General features: G+C 61.5%; 11 protein-coding genes. 8 read left to right on the forward strand and 3 right to left on the reverse strand.

The features are described 5' to 3' along the window. Positions 1 to 93 precede the first annotated feature (93 nt). Both RGV33_RS18635 and RGV33_RS18640 read right to left on the reverse strand, forming a co-directional pair. Positions 94 to 1,389 carry an ATP-binding protein gene (locus RGV33_RS18635; RefSeq protein ID WP_322145549.1) on the reverse strand — a complete coding sequence of 432 codons (1,296 nt, stop codon included), beginning with the start codon at positions 1,387 to 1,389 and terminating at the stop codon, positions 94 to 96. A 3-nt stretch (positions 1,390 to 1,392) separates the two neighbouring features. Beyond that, a complete protein-coding gene (locus tag RGV33_RS18640; protein ID WP_322145550.1) occupies positions 1,393 to 2,082 on the reverse strand; it encodes a response regulator transcription factor in 690 nt (229 codons plus the stop codon). A 349-nt stretch (positions 2,083 to 2,431) separates the two neighbouring features. Between RGV33_RS18640 and RGV33_RS18645 the strand changes: the two genes are divergently transcribed. The 8 genes from RGV33_RS18645 to RGV33_RS18680 all read left to right on the forward strand — a co-directional run bounded on the left by RGV33_RS18645 (position 2,432) and on the right by RGV33_RS18680 (position 17,339). Continuing rightward, positions 2,432 to 3,589 (forward strand): efflux RND transporter periplasmic adaptor subunit, encoded by a 1,158-nt coding sequence (locus tag RGV33_RS18645; RefSeq protein WP_322145551.1) that lies wholly within the window; start codon positions 2,432 to 2,434, stop codon positions 3,587 to 3,589. Positions 3,590 to 3,601: 12 nt separating this feature from the next. After that, the gene (locus RGV33_RS18650; RefSeq protein WP_322145552.1) at positions 3,602 to 6,700 is read left to right on the forward strand and encodes an efflux RND transporter permease subunit; all 3,099 of its coding nucleotides are present in this window, start codon (positions 3,602 to 3,604) and stop codon (positions 6,698 to 6,700) included. Between the two features lie 145 nt (positions 6,701 to 6,845). Beyond that, positions 6,846 to 8,003, forward strand: coding sequence for an efflux RND transporter periplasmic adaptor subunit (locus RGV33_RS18655; RefSeq protein WP_322145553.1), 1,158 nt, complete (start codon positions 6,846 to 6,848; stop codon positions 8,001 to 8,003). Between the two features lie 14 nt (positions 8,004 to 8,017). Further along, on the forward strand, positions 8,018 to 11,113 hold the full coding sequence (locus RGV33_RS18660) for an efflux RND transporter permease subunit (protein ID WP_322145554.1): 3,096 nt from the start codon (positions 8,018 to 8,020) through the stop codon (positions 11,111 to 11,113). Positions 11,114 to 11,153: 40 nt separating this feature from the next. Further along, on the forward strand, positions 11,154 to 11,795 hold the full coding sequence (locus RGV33_RS18665) for a DUF1345 domain-containing protein (RefSeq protein ID WP_322145555.1): 642 nt from the start codon (positions 11,154 to 11,156) through the stop codon (positions 11,793 to 11,795). An 81-nt stretch (positions 11,796 to 11,876) separates the two neighbouring features. Further along, complete coding sequence (locus RGV33_RS18670; protein ID WP_322145556.1) at positions 11,877 to 12,716, forward strand: AraC family transcriptional regulator; 840 nt, start codon at positions 11,877 to 11,879, stop codon at positions 12,714 to 12,716. 55 nt (positions 12,717 to 12,771) lie between these two features. Next, positions 12,772 to 13,371: a LysE family translocator gene (locus RGV33_RS18675; protein WP_322145557.1), complete on the forward strand. Its 600-nt coding sequence runs from the start codon at positions 12,772 to 12,774 to the stop codon at positions 13,369 to 13,371. A gap of 125 nt (positions 13,372 to 13,496) precedes the next feature. After that, positions 13,497 to 17,339, forward strand: coding sequence for an Ig-like domain-containing protein (locus RGV33_RS18680; RefSeq protein WP_322145558.1), 3,843 nt, complete (start codon positions 13,497 to 13,499; stop codon positions 17,337 to 17,339). 98 nt (positions 17,340 to 17,437) lie between these two features. On the opposite strand, the gene RGV33_RS18685 is transcribed toward RGV33_RS18680, so the two are convergent. Further along, positions 17,438 to 19,705: an autotransporter outer membrane beta-barrel domain-containing protein gene (locus tag RGV33_RS18685; RefSeq protein ID WP_322145559.1), complete on the reverse strand. Its 2,268-nt coding sequence runs from the start codon at positions 19,703 to 19,705 to the stop codon at positions 17,438 to 17,440. Positions 19,706 to 19,832: the final 127 nt, after the last annotated feature.

Here is a 19,832-nt window from a genome sequence, read left to right on the forward strand (position 1 = left end):
GCCTGCGATGGCGGTGTATCAGTTAGCAAAGATGCAAGCTGACCCACCGCTATCGCAGGCAAGCCAGCTCCCACAATGGTTTTGTGGTGTTCTTCAGCTCGGCAGCCAGAGGCGGAAGCGTGCGCCACCCAATGGCGAAGCCTGGGCCGTCAATGTTCCGCCTTGCGCCTCCAGCGCCCGCCGGCTGATGGCCAGCCCGAGGCCGAAGCCGCCGGTGGCACGGTCACGGCTGCGATCCAGCCGGTAGAACGGCTCGAAAATCCGTTCCCGCTGATCAACCGGAATGCCAATGCCGTCATCGTCCACCCAAATCTCACACCCCTTGGGACACACCTTCACCCCCACCTGAATACGGCGGTCGCAATAACGCATGGCGTTGCGCAGCAGGTTTTGCAATGCGCGGGCGGTCAGGCGCGGGTCGAGGGTGAAACGCTCCACGGCGCAGTCGAGCACCACATCCATCACGATATCGGGGTTTTCCAATTCATCGTCGACGCTGCCCAGGATGCTGTCGATAAACTCATCCAGCACCACCTCCACGCGCTCCGGGGTTTGCGCCGGGTTCTGCAAACGGCTGTAGGACAGCAATTCCAGCACCAGCTCATCCAGCTCGCGAATGTGCGCCACCAGGCCCTGCAGGCGCTCGCGGCTGGCTGGCGGCAGCTCATCGGACAGCGCCAGGGCCAGGCCGAAGTCCAGCCGCGTCAACGGCGTGCGCAGTTCATGGGAGACCGCATTGAGCAAGTCGCGCTGCTGGTTGAGCAGTTGTTCGATGTCGTTGGCCATGGTGTCGAACACCGCCGCCAGGCTGCCGATGTTGGAGCTGGGCGGGATTTTCGTGCGTGCACCCAGATTGCCCTGCCCCAGTTGCGCCGCCGTGCTTTTCAGCCGCTCCAGGTCGCGCCAGTGCGGCCGTAGCCAGAACAGCAGGCACGCCAGCAGCGCCGCGCCGATCAGCACGTTCATGCTCCAATACAACAGGTTCATGTCCAGCGGGTCTGGTGGTACCGAGACCTTGACCACCAGTTGATCGTCCAGGGGTGAGCTGACGTCGTCCGCCCAGCCCCACTCGCCCAGGCGAATCACCATCTGGTCCTTTTCCAGCAGGCGTTGTTCTTCAGGGGTGTAGCTGGCGTCCTGGATACGCAGCAGTTGCACTTTGAGTGGCGCAAAATCCGCCGCCAGGCGCACGGTGACATTGGCCCACTGCTCGATCGGCACCCGCTGGTATTCCTTGACGATCAGGCTTTGCATGCCTCGGGACTGCTCGATGTTGTAGCTCATGTAGCGATGTTCGAAAAGCTCGATCACCGCCCGCGGCACCAGGTAGATCGCAGCGGCGAAGGTAACGATGGTGATCAGGTACAACCGAATCAGGACGCGAAACATGGCTCAACATTCCCACTCGGAACGGCTGAACAGATAGCCCTTGCCCCACACGGTCTTGATCTTGCGCGCCTCGCCCGCGTGGTCATCGAACTTGGAAATCGCCACGTCCACCGAGCGGTCCGTGCCGTTGAATTCGATACCCCGCAGGCGTTGCAGGATCTGGTCGCGGCTGAGTACTTCGCCGGCATGCCGGGCCAGCACCACCAGCAGGTTGTATTCACCGCTGGAGAGCTCCACCGCCTGGTCGCGCCAGGTCACGGTGCGCTCCGACAGGTCGATGCACAGGTTGCCCATCAGGATCTGGTCGTTGGCCACCTGGGGTTCGGTGAGGCTGCTGCGGCGCAGCAGGGTCCGTACGCGGGCCAGCAATACGCGCGGCTCGCAGGGTTTGGTGACGTAGTCGTCGGCGCCCATTTCCAGGCCCAGCACCTGGTCGTGGCTGTCGTCGCGGGCGGTGAGCATCAGGATCGGCAGCGTGGCTGAATCAGCCCGCAGCAACCGGCAGACTTGCAGGCCGTCGAGTCCCGGCAGCATCAGGTCGAGAATCACCAGGTCCGGTGGGTTGAGCCGCGCGCGCTCACGCACGTGGTCGCCACGGTTGAGCACGCTGACGTGATAGCCATTGCGTTCCAGATAACTGGCGATCAATTCGCAGAGTGCGGCGTCGTCTTCCACCAGAAGAATGTTGGGCATGGTATTTCCAAATAATACAATTTCTGAGTAGTACGCAGCTCCAATGTGGGAGCGGTTTTGTGTGGGAGCTGGCTTGCCTGCGATGGCATCTCCCCGGTTTTACTGAATAAACCGAGGAGTCTGCATCGCAGGCAAGCCAGCTCCCACAAAAGCCCAGCTCTCACACAAGCCCCACACATTTGATCTTCGGTGTCAGGAAGATCGTGTAAGGTTCGGCGGCTATGAAGGATATACGCCCGCGAGCCTGCGTGGGCCGCACCTTACATTTCTTCACACACCACCTACAGAGCTTCACAGCACTGTGGCGGGGGCGCCCGTAGGATGCGCCAGTCAATATTGGGATATGAGCATGTCGAAGAATCTGTTTGCGCCGTTTTGCCTGTTGGCCCTGACACTGGCGTTGAGCGCGTGTGGCAAGTCTGCGAGCGATGCTGGCGAGGCGCCGCTGGCCAAGGTGCGGATCGAAACCCTTGAAGCCAAGCCCCTGTCTATCACCAGCGAGCTGAGTGGGCGCATTGCTGCGCCGCGCATCGCCGAAGTGCGTGCCCGGGTTGCCGGCGTGGTGTTGCAACGGGTGTTCAAGGAAGGCCACGACGTAAAACAGGGCGATGTGCTGTTCCGGATCGACCCGGCGCCGTTCAAGGCCGACCTCGACAGCGCCCAGGCCAGCCTGCGCAAGGCCGAGGCCAATGCGTTCCAGGCGCGCCTGCAAGAGCAGCGCTACAGCCAACTGGTGGAAGGCAACGCCATCAGCGGCCAGGAATACGACAATGCCCGCGCCGCCGCCCGGCAAACCGCCGCCGATGTGGCCGCCAACCAGGCTGCCGTGCAGCGCGCAAAATTGAACCTGGGGTATGCCACCGTCACCGCGCCGATTTCCGGGCGCATTGGCCGTGCGCTGGTCACCGAAGGCGCGCTGGTGGGCCAGAACGAAGCCACTCCGATGGCGCTCATCCAGCAACTGGACCCGATCCACGCCGACCTGACCCAATCCACCCGCGAGCTGAATGACCTGCGCCGGGCCTTTCGTGCCGGGCACTTGAAGCAAGTCGGCCAGGACCAGGCCAAGGCCACGCTGATCCAGGACGACGGCAGCCTGTACCCGCTGCCGGGCAAGTTGCTGTTTGCCGAGATCAGCGTCGACCCGGGCACCGGGCAGATCATCTTGCGCAGCGAATTCCCCAACCCCGACCTCGACCTGCTGCCCGGCAGCTTTATCCGCGTACGCCTGGAGCAAGCCGTCGACCAGCAAGGCATCAGCGTGCCGCAACGGGCAATCACCCGCGACAGCGCCGGTATCCCCATGGTGTTGCTGCTGGACGCAGAGCAAACCGTGAGCCAGCAACCGGTGGAGTTGGGCTCGGTGGTGAATGACCGCTGGGTCGTCACCAATGGCCTGAAGGCCGGTGACCGTATCGTCGTCGAAGGCCTGCAACACGCCCGTCCTGGCGAAAAAGTCCAGGTTGACGACAGCCGCGCGCCCATCGCCCAGGCATCCGGCCAATAAGGATCGTTAAACATGCCGCAGTTCTTTATTGACCGCCCGATCTTCGCCTGGGTGGTCGCCCTGTTTATCTTGCTGGCGGGCGCCCTCGCCATCCCGCAGTTGCCGGTGGCGCAGTACCCCAACGTCGCGCCGCCGAAAGTCGAGATCTATGCGGTGTACCCGGGTGCCTCCGCGCAGACGCTGGACGAGAGCGTGGTCAGCCTGATCGAGCAGGAGCTTAACGGCGCCGATCACCTGCTGTATTTCGAATCCCAAAGCAGCCTCGGCTCGGCCACCATCACCGCGACCTTCCAGCCGGGCACCGACCCGGAGATGGCCCAGGTCGACGTGCAAAACCGCCTTAAGGCGGTGGAGCCGCGCCTGCCGCAAGCAGTGACGCAGCAAGGTTTGCAGGTGGAGAAAGTCTCCGCTGGTTTCCTGCTGCTGGTGACCCTGACCTCCAGTGACGGCAAGCTCGATGACGTGGCGCTCAGCGATTACCTGGCGCGCAACGTGATGAACGAACTCAAGCGCCTGGACGGTGTGGGCAAGGCCCAGCTGTACGGCGCCGAGCGTGCGATGCGGATCTGGATCGACCCGCAGAAGCTGATCGGTTTCAACCTGACCCCGGCCGACGTCAACGCGGCAATATCGGCGCAGAACGCCCAGGTGTCAGCGGGCAGCATCGGTGATTTGCCGGGCACCAAGACTCAGGAAATCACTGCGTCGATCCTGGTCAAGGGCCAACTGTCGACCCCGGCGGAGTTTGCCGACATCGTGCTCAAGGCCAATCCGGACGGCTCCACCGTGCGCGTCGGTGACGTGGCGCGGGTGGAAATCGGCAGCCAGGAATACCAGTTCTCCACCCGCCTGAACGGCAAGCCGTCCACCGCCGTCAGCGTGCAGCTGTCGCCCGGCGCCAACGCCTTGAGCACCGCGACCCTGGTGCGGGCGAAGATGGACGAATTGGCGCGCTACTTCCCGGCCAACGTCGAATACAAGATTCCCTACGACACTTCGCCATTCGTGAAGGTCTCGATCACCAAGGTGGTGTACACCCTGGGCGAGGCGATGTTGCTGGTGTTTGCGGTGATGTTCCTGTTCCTGCAGAACATCCGCTACACGCTGATCCCGACGCTGGTGGTGCCGATCGCGTTGATGGGCACGTTCGCCACCATGCTGTTGCTCGGTTTCTCGATTAACGTGCTGACCATGTTCGGCATGGTGCTGGCCATCGGCATTTTGGTGGACGATGCGATTGTGGTGGTAGAGAACGTCGAGCGGATCATGGTTACCGAAGGCCTGTCGCCCAAGGAGGCCACGCGCAAGGCCATGGGCCAGATTACCGGGGCGATTGTCGGCATCACGCTGGTGCTGGTGGCGGTGTTCCTGCCGATGGCGTTCATGCCGGGTTCGGTGGGTGTGATCTATCAGCAGTTCTCGTTGTCGATGGCCACCTCGATCCTGTTCTCGGCGTTCCTCGCCCTGACCTTGACCCCGGCCCTGTGCGCGACCTTGCTCAAGCCCATCGCCAAGGGTGAGCACCATGAGAAAGGCGGGTTCTTCGGCTGGTTCAACCGGCGCTTCGAGCAGTTCACCGACCGTTATGAAGGCTGGGTGGCGTATGCCCTCAAGCGCAGCGGCCGCTACCTGTTGATCTATCTGGTGCTAGTGGTGGGACTTGGGGTGTTGTTCGCCCGCCTGCCCTCCTCCTTTCTGCCGGTGGAAGACCAGGGTTACACCATCACCGATATCCAGCTGCCGCCGGGTGCCAGCAAGAACCGCACGGTGCAGGTGGCCGAGCAGATCGAGGCGCACAACGCCGGCGAGCCGGGCGTGGGCGATACCACGATGATCATGGGATTCAGCTTCTCCGGCTCGGGGCAGAACGCCGCGCTGGCGTTTACCACGCTCAAGGATTGGTCGGAGCGCAGCAGCAAGGACTCCGCCGCGGCCATTGCGGACCGTGCCAACGCAGCTTTCAGTGAGCTGAAGGACGCGATTGCCTATGCGATCCTGCCACCGCCGGTGGATGGCCTGGGCACCTCCAGTGGGTTCGAGTTCCGCCTGCAAGACCGGGGTGGCGTCGGCCATGCGGCCTTGATGCAAGCCCGTACCGAACTGCTGGCCGCCGCCGAGAAAAGCCCGATCCTGGCCAACGTGCGCGAAAGCGCCCTGGCCGAGGCGCCTCAGGTGCAACTGGAGGTGGACCGCAAGCAAGCCAACGCCCTGGGCATTTCCTTTGCCGATATCGGCAATGTGCTGTCCTCGGCCATCGGCTCGGCCTATATCAACGACTTCCCCAACCAGGGCCGCATGCAGCGAGTGGTAGTACAGGCCGAGGGCGATCAACGCAGCCAGGTGGCCGACCTGATGAAGATCCATGTGCGCAACAACGCCGGGAAGATGGTGCCGCTGTCGGCCTTCGTCGAGGCGCGCTGGATTCAGGGCCCCGCCCAGTTGACCCGCTACAACGGCTACCCGGCCATCGCGATTTCCGGTGAAGCGGCGCCGGGCCACAGTACCGGCGAGGCGATGGAGGAAATCCAGCGCCTGGTCAGCCAACTGCCCGCCGGCCTGGGCCAGGAATGGACCGGCCTGTCGTTGCAGGAACGCTTGTCCGGCTCGCAGGCGCCGTTGTTGCTCGGCTTGTCGCTGCTGATCGTGTTCCTGTGCCTGGCGGCGCTGTATGAGAGCTGGTCGATTCCAACCTCGGTGCTGCTGGTAGTGCCCCTCGGCGTACTCGGCGCGGTATTGGCCGTGAGCTTGCGCGGGATGCCCAACGATGTGTTCTTCAAGGTCGGCCTGATTACCATCATTGGGCTGTCGGCGAAGAACGCGATCCTGATCATCGAGTTCGCCAAGGACCTGTATGACCAGGGTGAAGACCTGGTCGATGCGACGCTCAAGGCGGCACGCCTGCGCCTGCGGCCGATCATCATGACCTCCCTGGCGTTCATCCTCGGTGTGGTGCCGTTGGCGATTGCCACGGGCGCCAGTTCGGCGAGCCAGCAGGCCATCGGTACCGGGGTGATCGGCGGGATGATTACCGCGACGCTGGCGGTGGTGTTTGTGCCGGTGTTCTTTGTGGTGGTGATGAAGCTGGTCAAGAAACGCCACAAGGACAGCTGATACCGCAGGATGGCGAGGGTGCAACGCCCTCGCCACACATCCTGAAACGCAACATCACAGGTTGCGCCGTGTCTTGTAGGACCGGCTTAACTGCGTATTAACCACCCCACTCCTAGCATCCCTCCCACTTTATGGAGGGATGCTCATGTATACAAAACTGCGGTTTGCAATCGGTGCGCCGGCCCTTGCCTTGTTGCTACTGGGCTGTACCAAGGCGCCCGATGGCGAGCTTGCGCCCTCGCCTGTAAAGGTGGCCGTCGAGACCCTTGAAGCCAAACCCCTTTCGATCAACAGCGAACTGATCGGGCGCATTGCCGCGCCACGGATCGCCGAAGTTCGGGCCCGTGTGCCTGGCGTGGTGTTGCGCCGGGTATTCACCGAAGGCAGCGACGTCACCCAAGGCGACGTGTTGTTCCATATCGACCCGGCGCCGCTGCAGGCCGACCTCGACAGCGCCCGGGCCGGGTTGCAACGTGCCCAGGCCGATGCCTCGCGCACCCGCCTGCAAGAGCAGCGCTTTCGCCAGTTGATCAACGGCAATGCCGTCAGCGCGCAGGAATACGACAACGCGCGCACCGCCGCGCAGCAAGCCAGCGCCGATGTCGCCGCGCACCAGGCCGCGCTGCAACGGGCGCGCCTGAACCTGGCCTATGCCACGGTGACCGCGCCGATCTCCGGGCGTATCGGCCGCGCGCTGGTCAGCGAAGGCGCCCTGGTGGGGCATAACGAAAGCACACCGCTGGCGGTGATTCAGCAACTGAACCCGATCCATGCCGACCTGGCGCAGTCCACCCGTGAACTCAACGACCTGCGCCGGGCTTTTCGTGCTGGGCACTTGCAGCAAGTCGGCCAGGACCAGGTGCACGCCACGCTGATCCAGGACGATGGCAGCGTCTACCCGCTGCCGGGCAAGGTGCTGTTCAGCGAAATCAGTGTCGACCCCGGCACCGGGCAGATCATCCTGCGCAGCGAGTTCCCCAACCCCGACCTCGACCTGCTGCCCGGCAGCTTCGTACGGGTGCACCTGGCACAGGCGATCGACCAACAGGGCATCAGCGTGCCGCAGCGCGCCATCACCCGCGACAGCGCGGGCGTCAGCCTGGTGTTGTTGGTGGACGCTGAGAACGTCGTCAGCCAAAAGCCGGTGGAGCTGGGCGCCGTGATCAATGATCGCTGGGTGGTCAGCCGCGGCCTCAAGCACGGCGACCGGATTATCGTCGAAGGCCTGCAACACGCGCGCCCCGGCGACACCGTGCAGATCGATAACCCCGTGTTGCCTGTCGCCCAAGTGTCCGGTCGATAAAAAGGGGATCCACCATGCCGCACTTCTTTATTGAGCGACCGATTTTTGCCTGGGTCCTGGCGCTGTTTATTTTACTGGCCGGCGCGTTGGCCATTCCGCAACTGCCGGTGGCGCAACACCCGAACGTGGCCCCGCCGCAAATCGAAATTGTCGCGACGTATCCCGGCGCGTCCGCGCAAACCCTGGATGACACGGTCGTGAGCCTGATCGAGCAGGAACTCAGCGGCGCCGACAACCTGTTGTATTTCCAGTCCCAGAGCAACCTCGGCACCTCGACCATCACCGCCACGTTCCAGCCCGGCACGCATCCTGAGTTGGCGCAAGTCGACGTGCAAAACCGCCTGAAGACCGTGGAGCCGCGCCTGCCTCGCGAAGTGATCGCCCAAGGGCTTCGGATCGAGCGTGTCTCCTCGGGACTGCTGCTGATCATCAGCCTCACCGCCCGCCATGGCACCCTCGACGCCACCGCCCTCAGCGACTACCTGGCGCGCAACGTGGTCAACCAAATCAAGCGCCTGGACGGGGTTGGCCGCGCACGGTTGTTCGGCTCGGAGCGCGCCATGCGCATCTGGATCGACCCGCAGAAGCTACTGGGCTTCAACCTGACGCCTGCCGATGTGAACGCCGCCATCGCCGGGCAAAACGCCCAGGTGTCAGCGGGCAGCATCGGTGACTTGCCGGGGCCCGCGACCCAGGAAATTACCGCCTCGATCCTGGTCAAGGGCCAACTCTCGACGCCTCAGGAATTCGCCAACATCGTGCTCAAGGCCAACCCAGACGGCACCACTGTGCGTATCGGCGATGTGGCGCGGGTGGAAATCGGCAGCCAGGAATATCAGTTCTCCACCCGCTTGAATGGCGAGCCTTCCACCGAGGTCAGCGTGCAGTTGTCACCCGGGGCCAACGCCCTGCGCACTGCGGCGCTGGTGCGCGAGAAGATGGACGAGTTGTCCCGCTACTTTCCCGACGGCGTGCGCTACATGATTCCCTACGACACCTCGCCCTTCGTCCACGCCTCGATCCTCAAGGTGCTGATGACCTTGGGCGAGGCAATGCTGCTGGTGTTTCTGGTGATGTACCTGTTTTTGCAGAACATCCGCTACACCCTGATCCCGGCGCTGGTGGTACCGGTGGCGTTGATGGGTACCTTTGCCACGATGCTGGCGATGGGATTCTCCATCAACGTATTGACCATGTTCGGCATGGTGCTGGCCATCGGCATCCTGGTGGACGATGCGATTGTGGTGGTGGAGAACGTGGAACGGATCATGCTCAGCGAAGGCCTGTCACCGAAGGAGGCGACGCGCAAGGCCATGGGCCAGATCAGCGGCGCGATTATCGGGATCACCCTGGTACTGGTGGCGGTGTTTATCCCGATGGCGTTCATGCCGGGTTCGATCGGCGTGATTTACCAGCAATTTTCCCTGTCGATGGCCATCTCCATCCTGTTTTCTGCGTTTCTCGCCCTGACCCTGACCCCGGCCTTGTGCGCCACCTTGCTCAAGCCCATGGCCCAGGGTGAGCAGCATGCCAGGGCGGGTTTCTTTGGCTGGTTCAACCGACGCTTCGAGCACCTGAGCGACGGTTACCAACACCAGGTGACCCGCGCCCTCAAGCACAGCGGCCGTTACCTGATGGTGTATGGCGTGCTGGTGGTGGCGATGGGGTTGTTGTTCAGCCGCCTGCCCTCCTCCTTTTTGCCGGAGGAAGACCAGGGCTACACCATCACCGACATCCAGCTGCCGCCGGGTGCGAGCAAGCAGCGCACGGTGGAGATCGCCCGGCAGATCGAAGCGCACAATGCCGGCGAACCGGGAGTGGCCGATACCACGGTGATTCTGGGTTTCAGCTTTCCCGGCAGCGGGCAAAACGCGGCGATGGTGTATACCAGCCTGAAGGATTGGTCGCTGCGTTCGGCCCGGGATTCGGCCGCCGCTATCGGCGAGCGCGCCAACCAGGCGTTCGCCCAGTTCAAGGAGGCGGTGGTGTACAGCGTACAACCCTCGCCGGTCGACGGTTTGGGCACTTCCAGCGGTTTTGAGCTGCGCCTGCAAGACCGTGGCGGCCTTGGCTATTCGACGTTGATGGCGGCCCGCGGGCAATTGCTCGACAGCGCCGCACACAGCGCCGTGCTCGCCAACGTCCGGGAAAATGGCCTGGCAGAAGCCCCCCAGGTGCAGCTGGAAATCGATCGCCAACAAGCCAACACACTCGGGGTCGCCTTTACCGACATCAGCACCGTGCTGGCCACCACGATCGGTTCGGCCTATATCAACGACTTCCCCAACCAGGGCCGCATGCAGCGGGTGGTGGTACAAGCCGACGGCGATCAACGCAGCCAGGTGGCCGACCTGTTGAAAATCCATGTGCGCAATGCGGCCGGTAACATGGTGCCGCTGTCGTCCTTCGTAGACGCGCGCTGGGTCCAGGGACCGGTGCAACTGACCCGCTACAACGGCTACCCGGCGATTGCCATTTCCGGTGAAGCGGCGCCCGGCTACAGCACCGGCGAAGCCATGGACGAACTCCAGCGGCTGGTGGGGCAACTGCCGGCCGGCATGGGCATGGAATGGACCGGCCTGTCGTTGCAGGAGCGCTTGTCCGGCTCCCAGGCACCGTTGTTATTGGGCCTGTCCCTGTTGATCGTATTCCTGTGCCTGGCCGCGCTGTACGAGAGTTGGTCGATCCCGACCGCGGTATTGCTGGTGGTGCCGCTGGGCGTGCTCGGCGCGGTGCTGGCGGTCACCCTGCGCGGGATGCCCAACGATGTGTTCTTCAAAGTTGGCCTGATTACCATCATTGGCCTGTCGGCAAAGAACGCGATCCTGATCATCGAGTTCGCCAAGCATCTGTACGATCAGGGTGATGATTTGATCGAGGCCACCGTCAAGGCGGCACGCCTGCGCCTGCGGCCGATCATCATGACCTCCCTGGCGTTCATCCTCGGTGTGGTGCCGTTGGCGATTGCCACCGGTGCCAGCTCGGCCAGCCAGCAGGCCATCGGTACCGGGGTGATCGGCGGGATGATTACCGCGACGCTGGCGGTGGTGTTTGTGCCGGTGTTCTTCGTCGTGGTGATGAAGCTGGTGCGCAAGCGTCACAAGTCATAAATGCGCTATGGTGCTTACACATCCCTGATTTGTGAGCGCCATGCCCTTCCTCGCACGCACCCACCCGCGCCTGTCCTCCGCCGCCGTTTTGGGCCTGGCGGTAGGCCTGCTGGCTCCCACCGACACGCTCATCAGCAAAATCCTCATTGGCTGGAACGCCGGGGTCTGGACCTATCTGGTGCTGATGCTGTGGTTGACCAGCCATTCCCGGGCCGACGATGTAAAACGCATCGCCGAGATCGAGGACGAAAACGCCGGGCTGGTGCTGTTCATGGTGTGCATCGCGGCGATTGCCAGCCTGGCAACCATTACCTTTGAACTGGTGGGCAGCAAGGACCTGAGCAGTTCCGAACGCCTGTTGCACTACGGGTTTACCGGGCTCACGGTGATCGGTTCATGGCTGTTGATCGGGGTGATTTTCAGCGTGCATTACGCGCGCCTGTATTACACCTGGGACGGCCCCGAACCGGCGCTGCGTTTTGCCGAGGATTTGCGCACGCCCAACTACTGGGACTTTCTGTACTTCTCGTTCACCATTGGCGTGGCGGTGCAAACGGCAGACGTCGGGGTTGCCACGCGTACGATGCGCAAGGTAGTACTGGGGCAGTCGTTGATCGGGTTTCTGTTCAATACGGCGATTCTGGGGTTCTCGATCAACATTGCCGCGGGCTTGTTTGGATGAAGCTGCACAAACCTTCTAGACGCTAAACCCGGCAGGAGCGAGCTTGTTCGCTCCTGCAGTGTTCCACCCCATAGGTATTTTATGGCCGCCCACAACTGGATCGACCTGGCCCAGGACGCCGACACTGGCATCGAGACCCTGCGCGCACATTTCGAGGGCCATGCCTACGACCCGCACTGGCACGACAGCTACCTGGTGGGCGTCACGGAGCAAGGTGTGCAGCAGTTCAACTGCCGGCGCACCCGCCATAACAGCGTGCCCGGCCAGGTGTTCCTGGTGGAGCCCGGCGAGCTGCACGACGGCGACGCGCCCACGGCGGACGGTTTTACCTACCACATGCTTTACCTCGACCCGCAGTGGTTGGCGCGGGAAGTCAGCGCAGTGTTCGAAGAAGCGCCGCTCGACAGTCAGCTGGGGTTTGCCAGCACCCTGGCCAGCGACCCGCGCCTGGCCCTGGCCACCAGCCGGGCCTTCCAGACCCTGCACGGGGGTGAACTGCGCATCGTGCGGCAACAGGCGATGGACCAACTGCTCGAACGCCTCACTGCGCAACTGCACTGGCGCACCCGCTACCATGAAGACCCACGCCTGCCAAGGGTGGCGCACAAGGCCCGGGAATACCTGCATGCACACCTGCAGCAAGACGTGGGCATGGATGAACTGGCACTGGCCTGCGGCGTCGATCGCTTTCGCCTTACCCGCGCCTTCAAGAGCGCCTTCGGCCTGCCTCCCCATGCCTACCTGGTGCAACTGCGCCTGGCCCGTGCCCGGCATTGGCTGGCCAACGGCAAGCAACCTGCCGACGTGGCGATTGCCCTGGGCTTTGCCGACCAGAGCCACCTGGGGCGCTGGTTCGTGAGGGCGTATGGCCTGACGCCAGCGACGTATCGCAAGCGCTGCTCAAATCTTCCAGACAGATAACAACACCCTTGTGAAGATTGACTCCATTGAATCTGCTTATAGGAGTCGTATCCCGGTGTTCCCTTCCCTGCTGCCTTTTTTGCTGTTCGCCTTCGTAGCCTCCATCACCCCTGGGCCGACAAATATTCTTGTGTTGAGCAACAGTGCGCGTTACGGGCTGAAAGCGGCGCTGCCGATCATTCTCGGTGCTTGTGGCGGTGCGGCGGGGATTGTGCTGCTGGTGGGTTCCGGCGTTGGCCAGTCGCTGGCGCACTTGCCCCGGGTGCAGGCAGCGATGCAATGGCTGGGGGTCGCCTGGCTCAGCTACCTCTCCTGGCAGATCTTCAGCGCGCCCGCCGCGCCAATCGACCCGGCTGCCGTGCAAAAACCCCTGGGCCTGGCCGGCGCCGCCAGCCTGCAACTGGTGAACCCCAAGACCTGGATGATGGCCCTGGCGGTGGTGAGTGTGTTTGCCGGCAATGGCGATGAACGCCAGAGCCATGTGCTGTACCTGTCGCTGGCGTTCTTTGTGATCGCCTTGCCGTGCCTCGGCGCATGGGCATTGCTGGGGGTCGGAAGCAGCCGGGTGTTTCGTTCGCCCAAGGCCATGCAACGGTTCAACCGCTGCATGGCGGTCTTGCTGCTGGTCTCAAGCTGGTTGAGCGTCTGGGTGTAGACACAACCATTCGTCGGCACTGTCAGTTTTCACAGCTATCCGCTATCGGGCCTGCGGGTGTTTGATTTCCCTTGCCTATATGCACAGCCAGTGCTGTGCGTGACTTCCAGCAAGGAGTAGTCAGCATGCCCAACCCACCGATCGACCCCGATGACAATGCCTCAGTCATTGAAGACCCAGGTGTACCTGTTTCCGACAGCCCCCTGGCCCTCCTTGAGCCCGCGCCTCTGCCGGTGATCACAGCTGAAGACCTGGCCCCGCCCTATTCGGCGTTCCCGCCGGTCTCGCTTGACCTGTATCCCGATGAACCTTACGCCTATGGCCTGGGCATTCGGCATGTTCAGCCCTATGCGTATTTCGTCCTGGAAAGATGGCACACCTGGGCCATTTTCGACGCCTTTGAGTTGTACCTCAATAATGATCTTCTGGCCGATGGTCTCGTCCTGGACGACCAGGATCGTTTTGGCCTGTACGTCATCGCCGAACGCGTGCCTGAAGGTGAAGTGCAAGTGCGCGCGCGGGTACTGCGCGCAGGCAGTGGCCAGGAAAGCACCTCGCCGACGCAAAGCATATTGATCAAGACCACCCGTCCTGGCGGGATTGAGAACAATGGTGACGACAAATGGCACAGTAAACTGAGACTGAGGGTCGACGGCTTGCCCGAAAGCAGCACGATCAACATGGACACAATCAGTCGCGGGTTATACGCCGAGATTGAGTCCTATCCGAACAGACGCAAGAACGACACCATTGAGTTCTATTGGGACGGAGTTGAGGTCAAGCACCTGGTCACGGCCGCCGAGGCCGCGGGTATCCAGCCGCTCAGGGTATTTATCAGCAAGGAAAATATTCTCAAGGGCGGCCTCAGCGGCGTACTCACCCTGCGTTTCAAGGTGTTCGATGTGGTTCAGAATTACTCAGGGGAAAAATACCAGTACTCCAGGCCATATGCGCTGATCGCCGAACTGGACCCCAGTTTGATGAGCGCGCCGCGTTTCCTGGTGGATGACTCGGAAAGCCGGCAGATCGACTACGACACGCAAAGTAATTCACTGTTTGAAATCCTGTTGCAGACCCCACGGGTGGATCCGAACCCGCTGCCCGCAAACCAGGTCACGATTACCCTGACGGCCACACTGGCGGACGGCACGATCGAACAACTGGTGCTTGATCCTGTCAACGTCAGAAACGGTCGGGAAGAGATCTTCCCGGTGGACCGCGATTTGATCGAGCGCGTTATCGGCGGCTCGTTCAGGGTTTCATTCGTCTGGCACACAGCCACTGGTGGACATCTGGGTCAGTCTGGCAGTGTCACCGTGACGGTGGTGGGTACACCGACCTCGATGCCGGCAGTGACCGTGACCCCGAGCGAGCTGGGCCTGATCAACCCGGACGATGATGCGTTTATCAGCATCCCGTCGTACCAGCCGCACGCCTACGATTCAATGGAAACCCTAATCATCGAGCAGATTGTCCCAGGGGGCGGTGGAATGCGCTATTCCGACCCGCAACTGGCCGGGGACCAAGGTGGCACGCGCCGGGTCACCAGCGAGGTGCTGCAACGTTTCGAGGGATTAGGTGACGTCGCGGTGTATTACCTGGTCGATGACGGTGCGGATGCCCAGTTACATGCCTACGGTGCGCTGATTGAACGCAAATCCCGGGTGCTGACAGTACGCGTCGACAAACGCCTCGAAACCATGCCGGCCCCCACCCTGGAGGGCGCGATTGACGGCAACGTTGACCCGGTTGACGTAGTGGGCGACACCGTGCTGCTGACGCTACCCTATACGTTAACCAAGAGCCGCGACCATATCCAATGGAACATTGTGGGCACGGGCACAGGCGGTTCCGCCAGCGGTACGTCGACGATCAACGGTGCGACACAGGGCCAGCCACTGGTATTGCAGGTGAGCCGTGCAGTGCTGGATAACAACTTCGATGGCCAACTGCGCATCACCTACAGCCTGCAACGCGAAAACCCCCTGCCCAAACTCACCTTGCGCTCGTTTACGACCCTCCTGACCGTGGGCCGTGGCGTGGAACTGGATGCGCCTGAGGTCGTGGAAGCCGAGCGGTACCCTGACCGGCTTGACCCGCTGGCGGCTCAATCGGGTGCAACGGTGCTGGTGAAATACCGGCGCATGCGCGAGAGCGAATCGTTTTCGGTGAAATGGGTGACGGCCGATCTGCTGGGCAGCACCGTCGAAACGGGTTGGGGCAACCCCGACACCAATGAAGTGCGCGTACCGATAGAGGCCCGTACCATTGCCAAGGGTATTCGCAACGAGCGTAACCGCATCAGTGTGCAATACACCTTTACCCGCAGCGGGTTTCTCCATGAGTCGGATATTCTGAATCTGGACCTGCTGCCGTTGAGTGGGTTACCCACACCAACCATCGACGGGGTCGGCAACAGCGTGATCCTGCCGACGAACGAGCTAATTGCTCAAGCCCGCACCCGTGTGACGGTCTGGCCTTTGGCCAATGAATGGCAGAACATGTGGCTGGATTACACGAGTACCAACGCCGACGACAGCCCGTTCTACCTGGAAACTTTAATCGCCGCCCCTGTAGGAGAAAGCGCCACCCAGGGTGTCTCGCAACCAATACCGCTGGCGGAGCTGCAAGGCCTCAGGAATGGGGCGCACCTGACCATTCGCTTCTGGGTCAGCCTGGCCGAAAGCACTGATAAAAACACCGCAGTATTGTTTGGTGTGCGCGAGCATATTATCCAGTCGATTCCCGCCACGCTGCCGCGCCCGGCCTTTGCCAATCTGCAAGGCGCGACCTTGACCATCGACCCACAGGACTGGCAGAACAACGCCTATGTGGCGGTGGCCTATAACGAAATGACCGCGGCCCACAGTATCGCCCTCGAGTGGATTTACCCGGACGGCACCATGGCGACCATCCCGGCGCAGAACGGTAACACCAGTAAGCGCGTCGACTTTCAGATCAGCCGTGACATTCTCGCCAACAGCGTGGGCAAATTGATCGAGCTCCGTTATATGGCGACGATAGGGACGACTACTGTCCCGTCAGAGATACAGGCGCTGACCGTCAACCGTGTTCCGTCGTCGGCGCTGCCTCGGCCGCTGATCAATGGCGTCCCTACAGGCGGTCAGTTGAACCTCAATACCTTCAGCACCAATGCCACCTTGAGTGTTGCCCCTCACCCATTGGCCGCAACGGGCCAGAAGTTCTGGGTGGTACTGGCCATGCCGGGCAGCGCGCCGTTGTATGTGCTGACAAACTACAGCCTGCTGGCGGAAGAAGTATCGACCGGTTTGGTGAACAAGGCGGTACTGCGCACATGGCTGGACGGGCTGCCTAACAACAGCACCATCTTCGTAACGTGCAAGGTAACGTTTGATGGCAGCAGCGTTGAATCCACGGCCATTACGTTCCCCACTGCAATGTATACGGTAATTACTTCGCTGAGGATTGATCAGAGTCAAATGGCCCTGAACGGTTATGCCGTCAAGATCAACTGGCCGAGAACCGGGCAGGAATTCCCAGGCAATACACAAACCCGTGTAGCAAGTGGTGGGGTCCCAGGTTATACCTATGCCTCCAGTAATCCGACGGTTGCTTCAGTAAATGCAACGACCGGTTTGGTTATTGGAAACCGTAATGGCTCCGCGGTCATTACAGCGACGGACAGAAACGGGACGTCAAGACAGTACGCCGTCGCCGTGTCAAATGTTTATGAACTGCTCGTCAATGAAACAGCACAAATCAGACAAGCTCAAATAAATTGGATGAACTCAGTAAGAGGCATACCCTTTAGCATTTTCAGGATAAATTCGGTGTATAACCCTCCAACTCGTAGGACCGCCTATGGGATGTGCTACGTTAGTGTCCCTGATTGGTACAACTTTATTGGTGCGGGCAGTGGACCGTTGATACATTTTGGCGGTCGAGCAGAATACATCTTGCCGGCATGGTGTCTCAGGCTGCTTTAGTAAGACCTAAAAACAACCGGGACAGACTTATTTAACTCCCAAAAACCCACCCACAAAAAAAGGAAGCCTCGGCTTCCTTTTTTCTTTACCCCTCTTTCCTAGAAATCGTAACGCACTCCCACATTAACCCCCCACGGCTGATCCACCTTCTTGCCCTGGGCATGTTCAACATCAGCGTGCAGCTTGACGTTCTTCGACACCGACATCGCCACGCCCGCTGCCACTTCAATACGCGAACCGAACACATCATTGTTGAAGCGCTGGTCGTTTACCTTGACCTTGTTGCTGTGGTTGAACTCATGGGCCAACGCGGTACGCAAGTAGGGCTGCAGCACCCCGCCGCTCTCCAGCTGGATATTCTTGCCACCTGTCACGCCCAGCTTGCCCACCACGGAGGCGGTGCGATCACCCTTGGCCTGCAGGCCGTTGTCCAGCTCGTAACTTTGCGCCTGGATAATCGCTGTGCTCAGTTGCGAGTACGGTTCTACAAAGTAACCGTCGTCGAGCTTGATATGCCGACCGACTTCCGCCGATGCGCTCACGGCGTTCTGCGTGTAGTTGCCCTTGGCACGCTTGCCGTCGCTCATGGTCACGTTGACCTCGTTGTGCAAGCGGTTGAGCTTGACCACGCCGTCGAAGTACATCCCGCTCTCGTCGTCGATCCAGGTGGCATAACCCCCCAGGTAGTAGCTGTTGACCTTGCCGCTGCCGGAAGTATTGGCGCTGATGTCGGACGTGCTGTGACCCGCCATGACACCGGCCATCCACTGGCCATCTGCGCCCGACAATGGCGCATCGGCACCCAGGCTCAGGCCGCGCTGGTTTTGCGTGTAGCCACCACCGTCCTTGTTCCCGGCTACCTCGTATTTGTTGCCGTAGCCACGCATCCAGAACCCGTTGCTCTGGCCGTCGCTGAAGCGCAGTTCACCCATGCGGGTACGCAGCAGGGACATCTCCCCGTACAGCACGGTGGGGGCCGTGTTGAACAACGCCATCACGGTTTTGGTGCTGTTGCTGGTGCCACGACGGTTAGGGTCGAGGTACCAGTCGGTGTCTTCCTTCTTCAGCCCGTAGGAATAGGCGCCCACATCCACGGTGTCGCCGTCCAGCGAGAAGTGCGCATCGCCACCCTCGGTGTGCACCACGCGAATCGGCAAGGCACTCGCCAACTCGGAGCCGGTCGCCGCCAACAGCAGGCTGTGGTTGCCCGTGGCAACCCCGTTGACGTTGAGCAAGTCGGTCTGGCCAGTGCTGAAGTCGGTGTGCATCTCATAGCTGCCGTCACCCGACAGGCTGTTGACGTCCAACTGGAAGAACTCATCGGCGCCGCCAAAGTGCACGGTGCCGCCGCCCATGATCAGGTCGCCGACTGAACTGTCATCCACCAGCATCCAGTGGGACGCTGAATTGACGCTCAACTCGGCGACGTTCTGCAGTTTGCCGGTGAGCCAGGAGCCATTGTTGAGCTGCAACGTGGCGGTGCTGCCGTCTTCGACCACGACGTCACCGACCAGGAAGCTGCGGTCGACGTTCATGTTGGCAGTGGCGCCGTTCATGACTTCCAGCAGCACACCGTTTGCGCCGGTCAGCGTGGAGCCATTGAGTACATGAATATCAGCGAGGGTGGATTCCCCGGGCCTGAACGAGCCGACCTGAATCGCCGAACCGGTCCTCCCCTCGACGTTCGAGCGGTCGAGGATCAGGCTGCTGGCAACAGTCGGGTCGTTATCCACGCCCATCTTCACGCCAATGTCTCCACCAACGATGCTGGTATTGAACGCACGGGCCTGGCCACTGAACAGGTCGATACCCACACCATTATCAGCGGTCGCCTCGACACGCGAATCAGTCAGGTCCAGCACGCTGTAGGCACTGGCCGAGGCACCGCGGGTGCTGCCGGTGATGTGGCTGTTGACGACCGTGACGCTGGAACCATTGGTGTCGCCCAGGGAACGGCCCGCTATCAGCCCGGTTCCGTTGTTGTGGGTAACGTTGCTGTTGGTGATCAGCACGTTGCTGCCCGTGAGACGCACCGCGGCGACTGCCGAATCCCGCGCAACGATGTCCGAACCATCGATGCGGATGTCGGAGTTCATTGCGGTAATGTCCCGGGTGCTGCTGCCGGCATTGACAATCAGGGTTGCGGAATTGGCAGTGATTTGCAGGGTGGGCACTCCTAGAACCGTCAGGCGGGAACCTGCACGCAATTCAAAAGTGTCAGGGCGCGGGCCAGGCCGCACCGTTTCATCCGGGCCGGTCACAACACGCGCTTCGGACAGCTGCGCCATGAGCATCAGCAGTGTGACGGCCTTGGCCTTGAAGGCAAGGCTTAAGGGAGTTGGTTTGAAATTGAATGGAGCTGACATCTTTACGGACCTCTGGGTTGGCGTTCCTTTACGGAAAAAACTGGCCGGTTCCGAAAAGCGTGTGGACCCTGCCAATCAAGCGGCGACCAAGGTAACCAGAGCTGTTCCCAACATCTGTAGGACTAAT

Origin of the sequence: Pseudomonas sp. Bout1 (assembly GCF_034314165.1) — a bacterium.
Taxonomy (GTDB): domain Bacteria; phylum Pseudomonadota; class Gammaproteobacteria; order Pseudomonadales; family Pseudomonadaceae; genus Aquipseudomonas.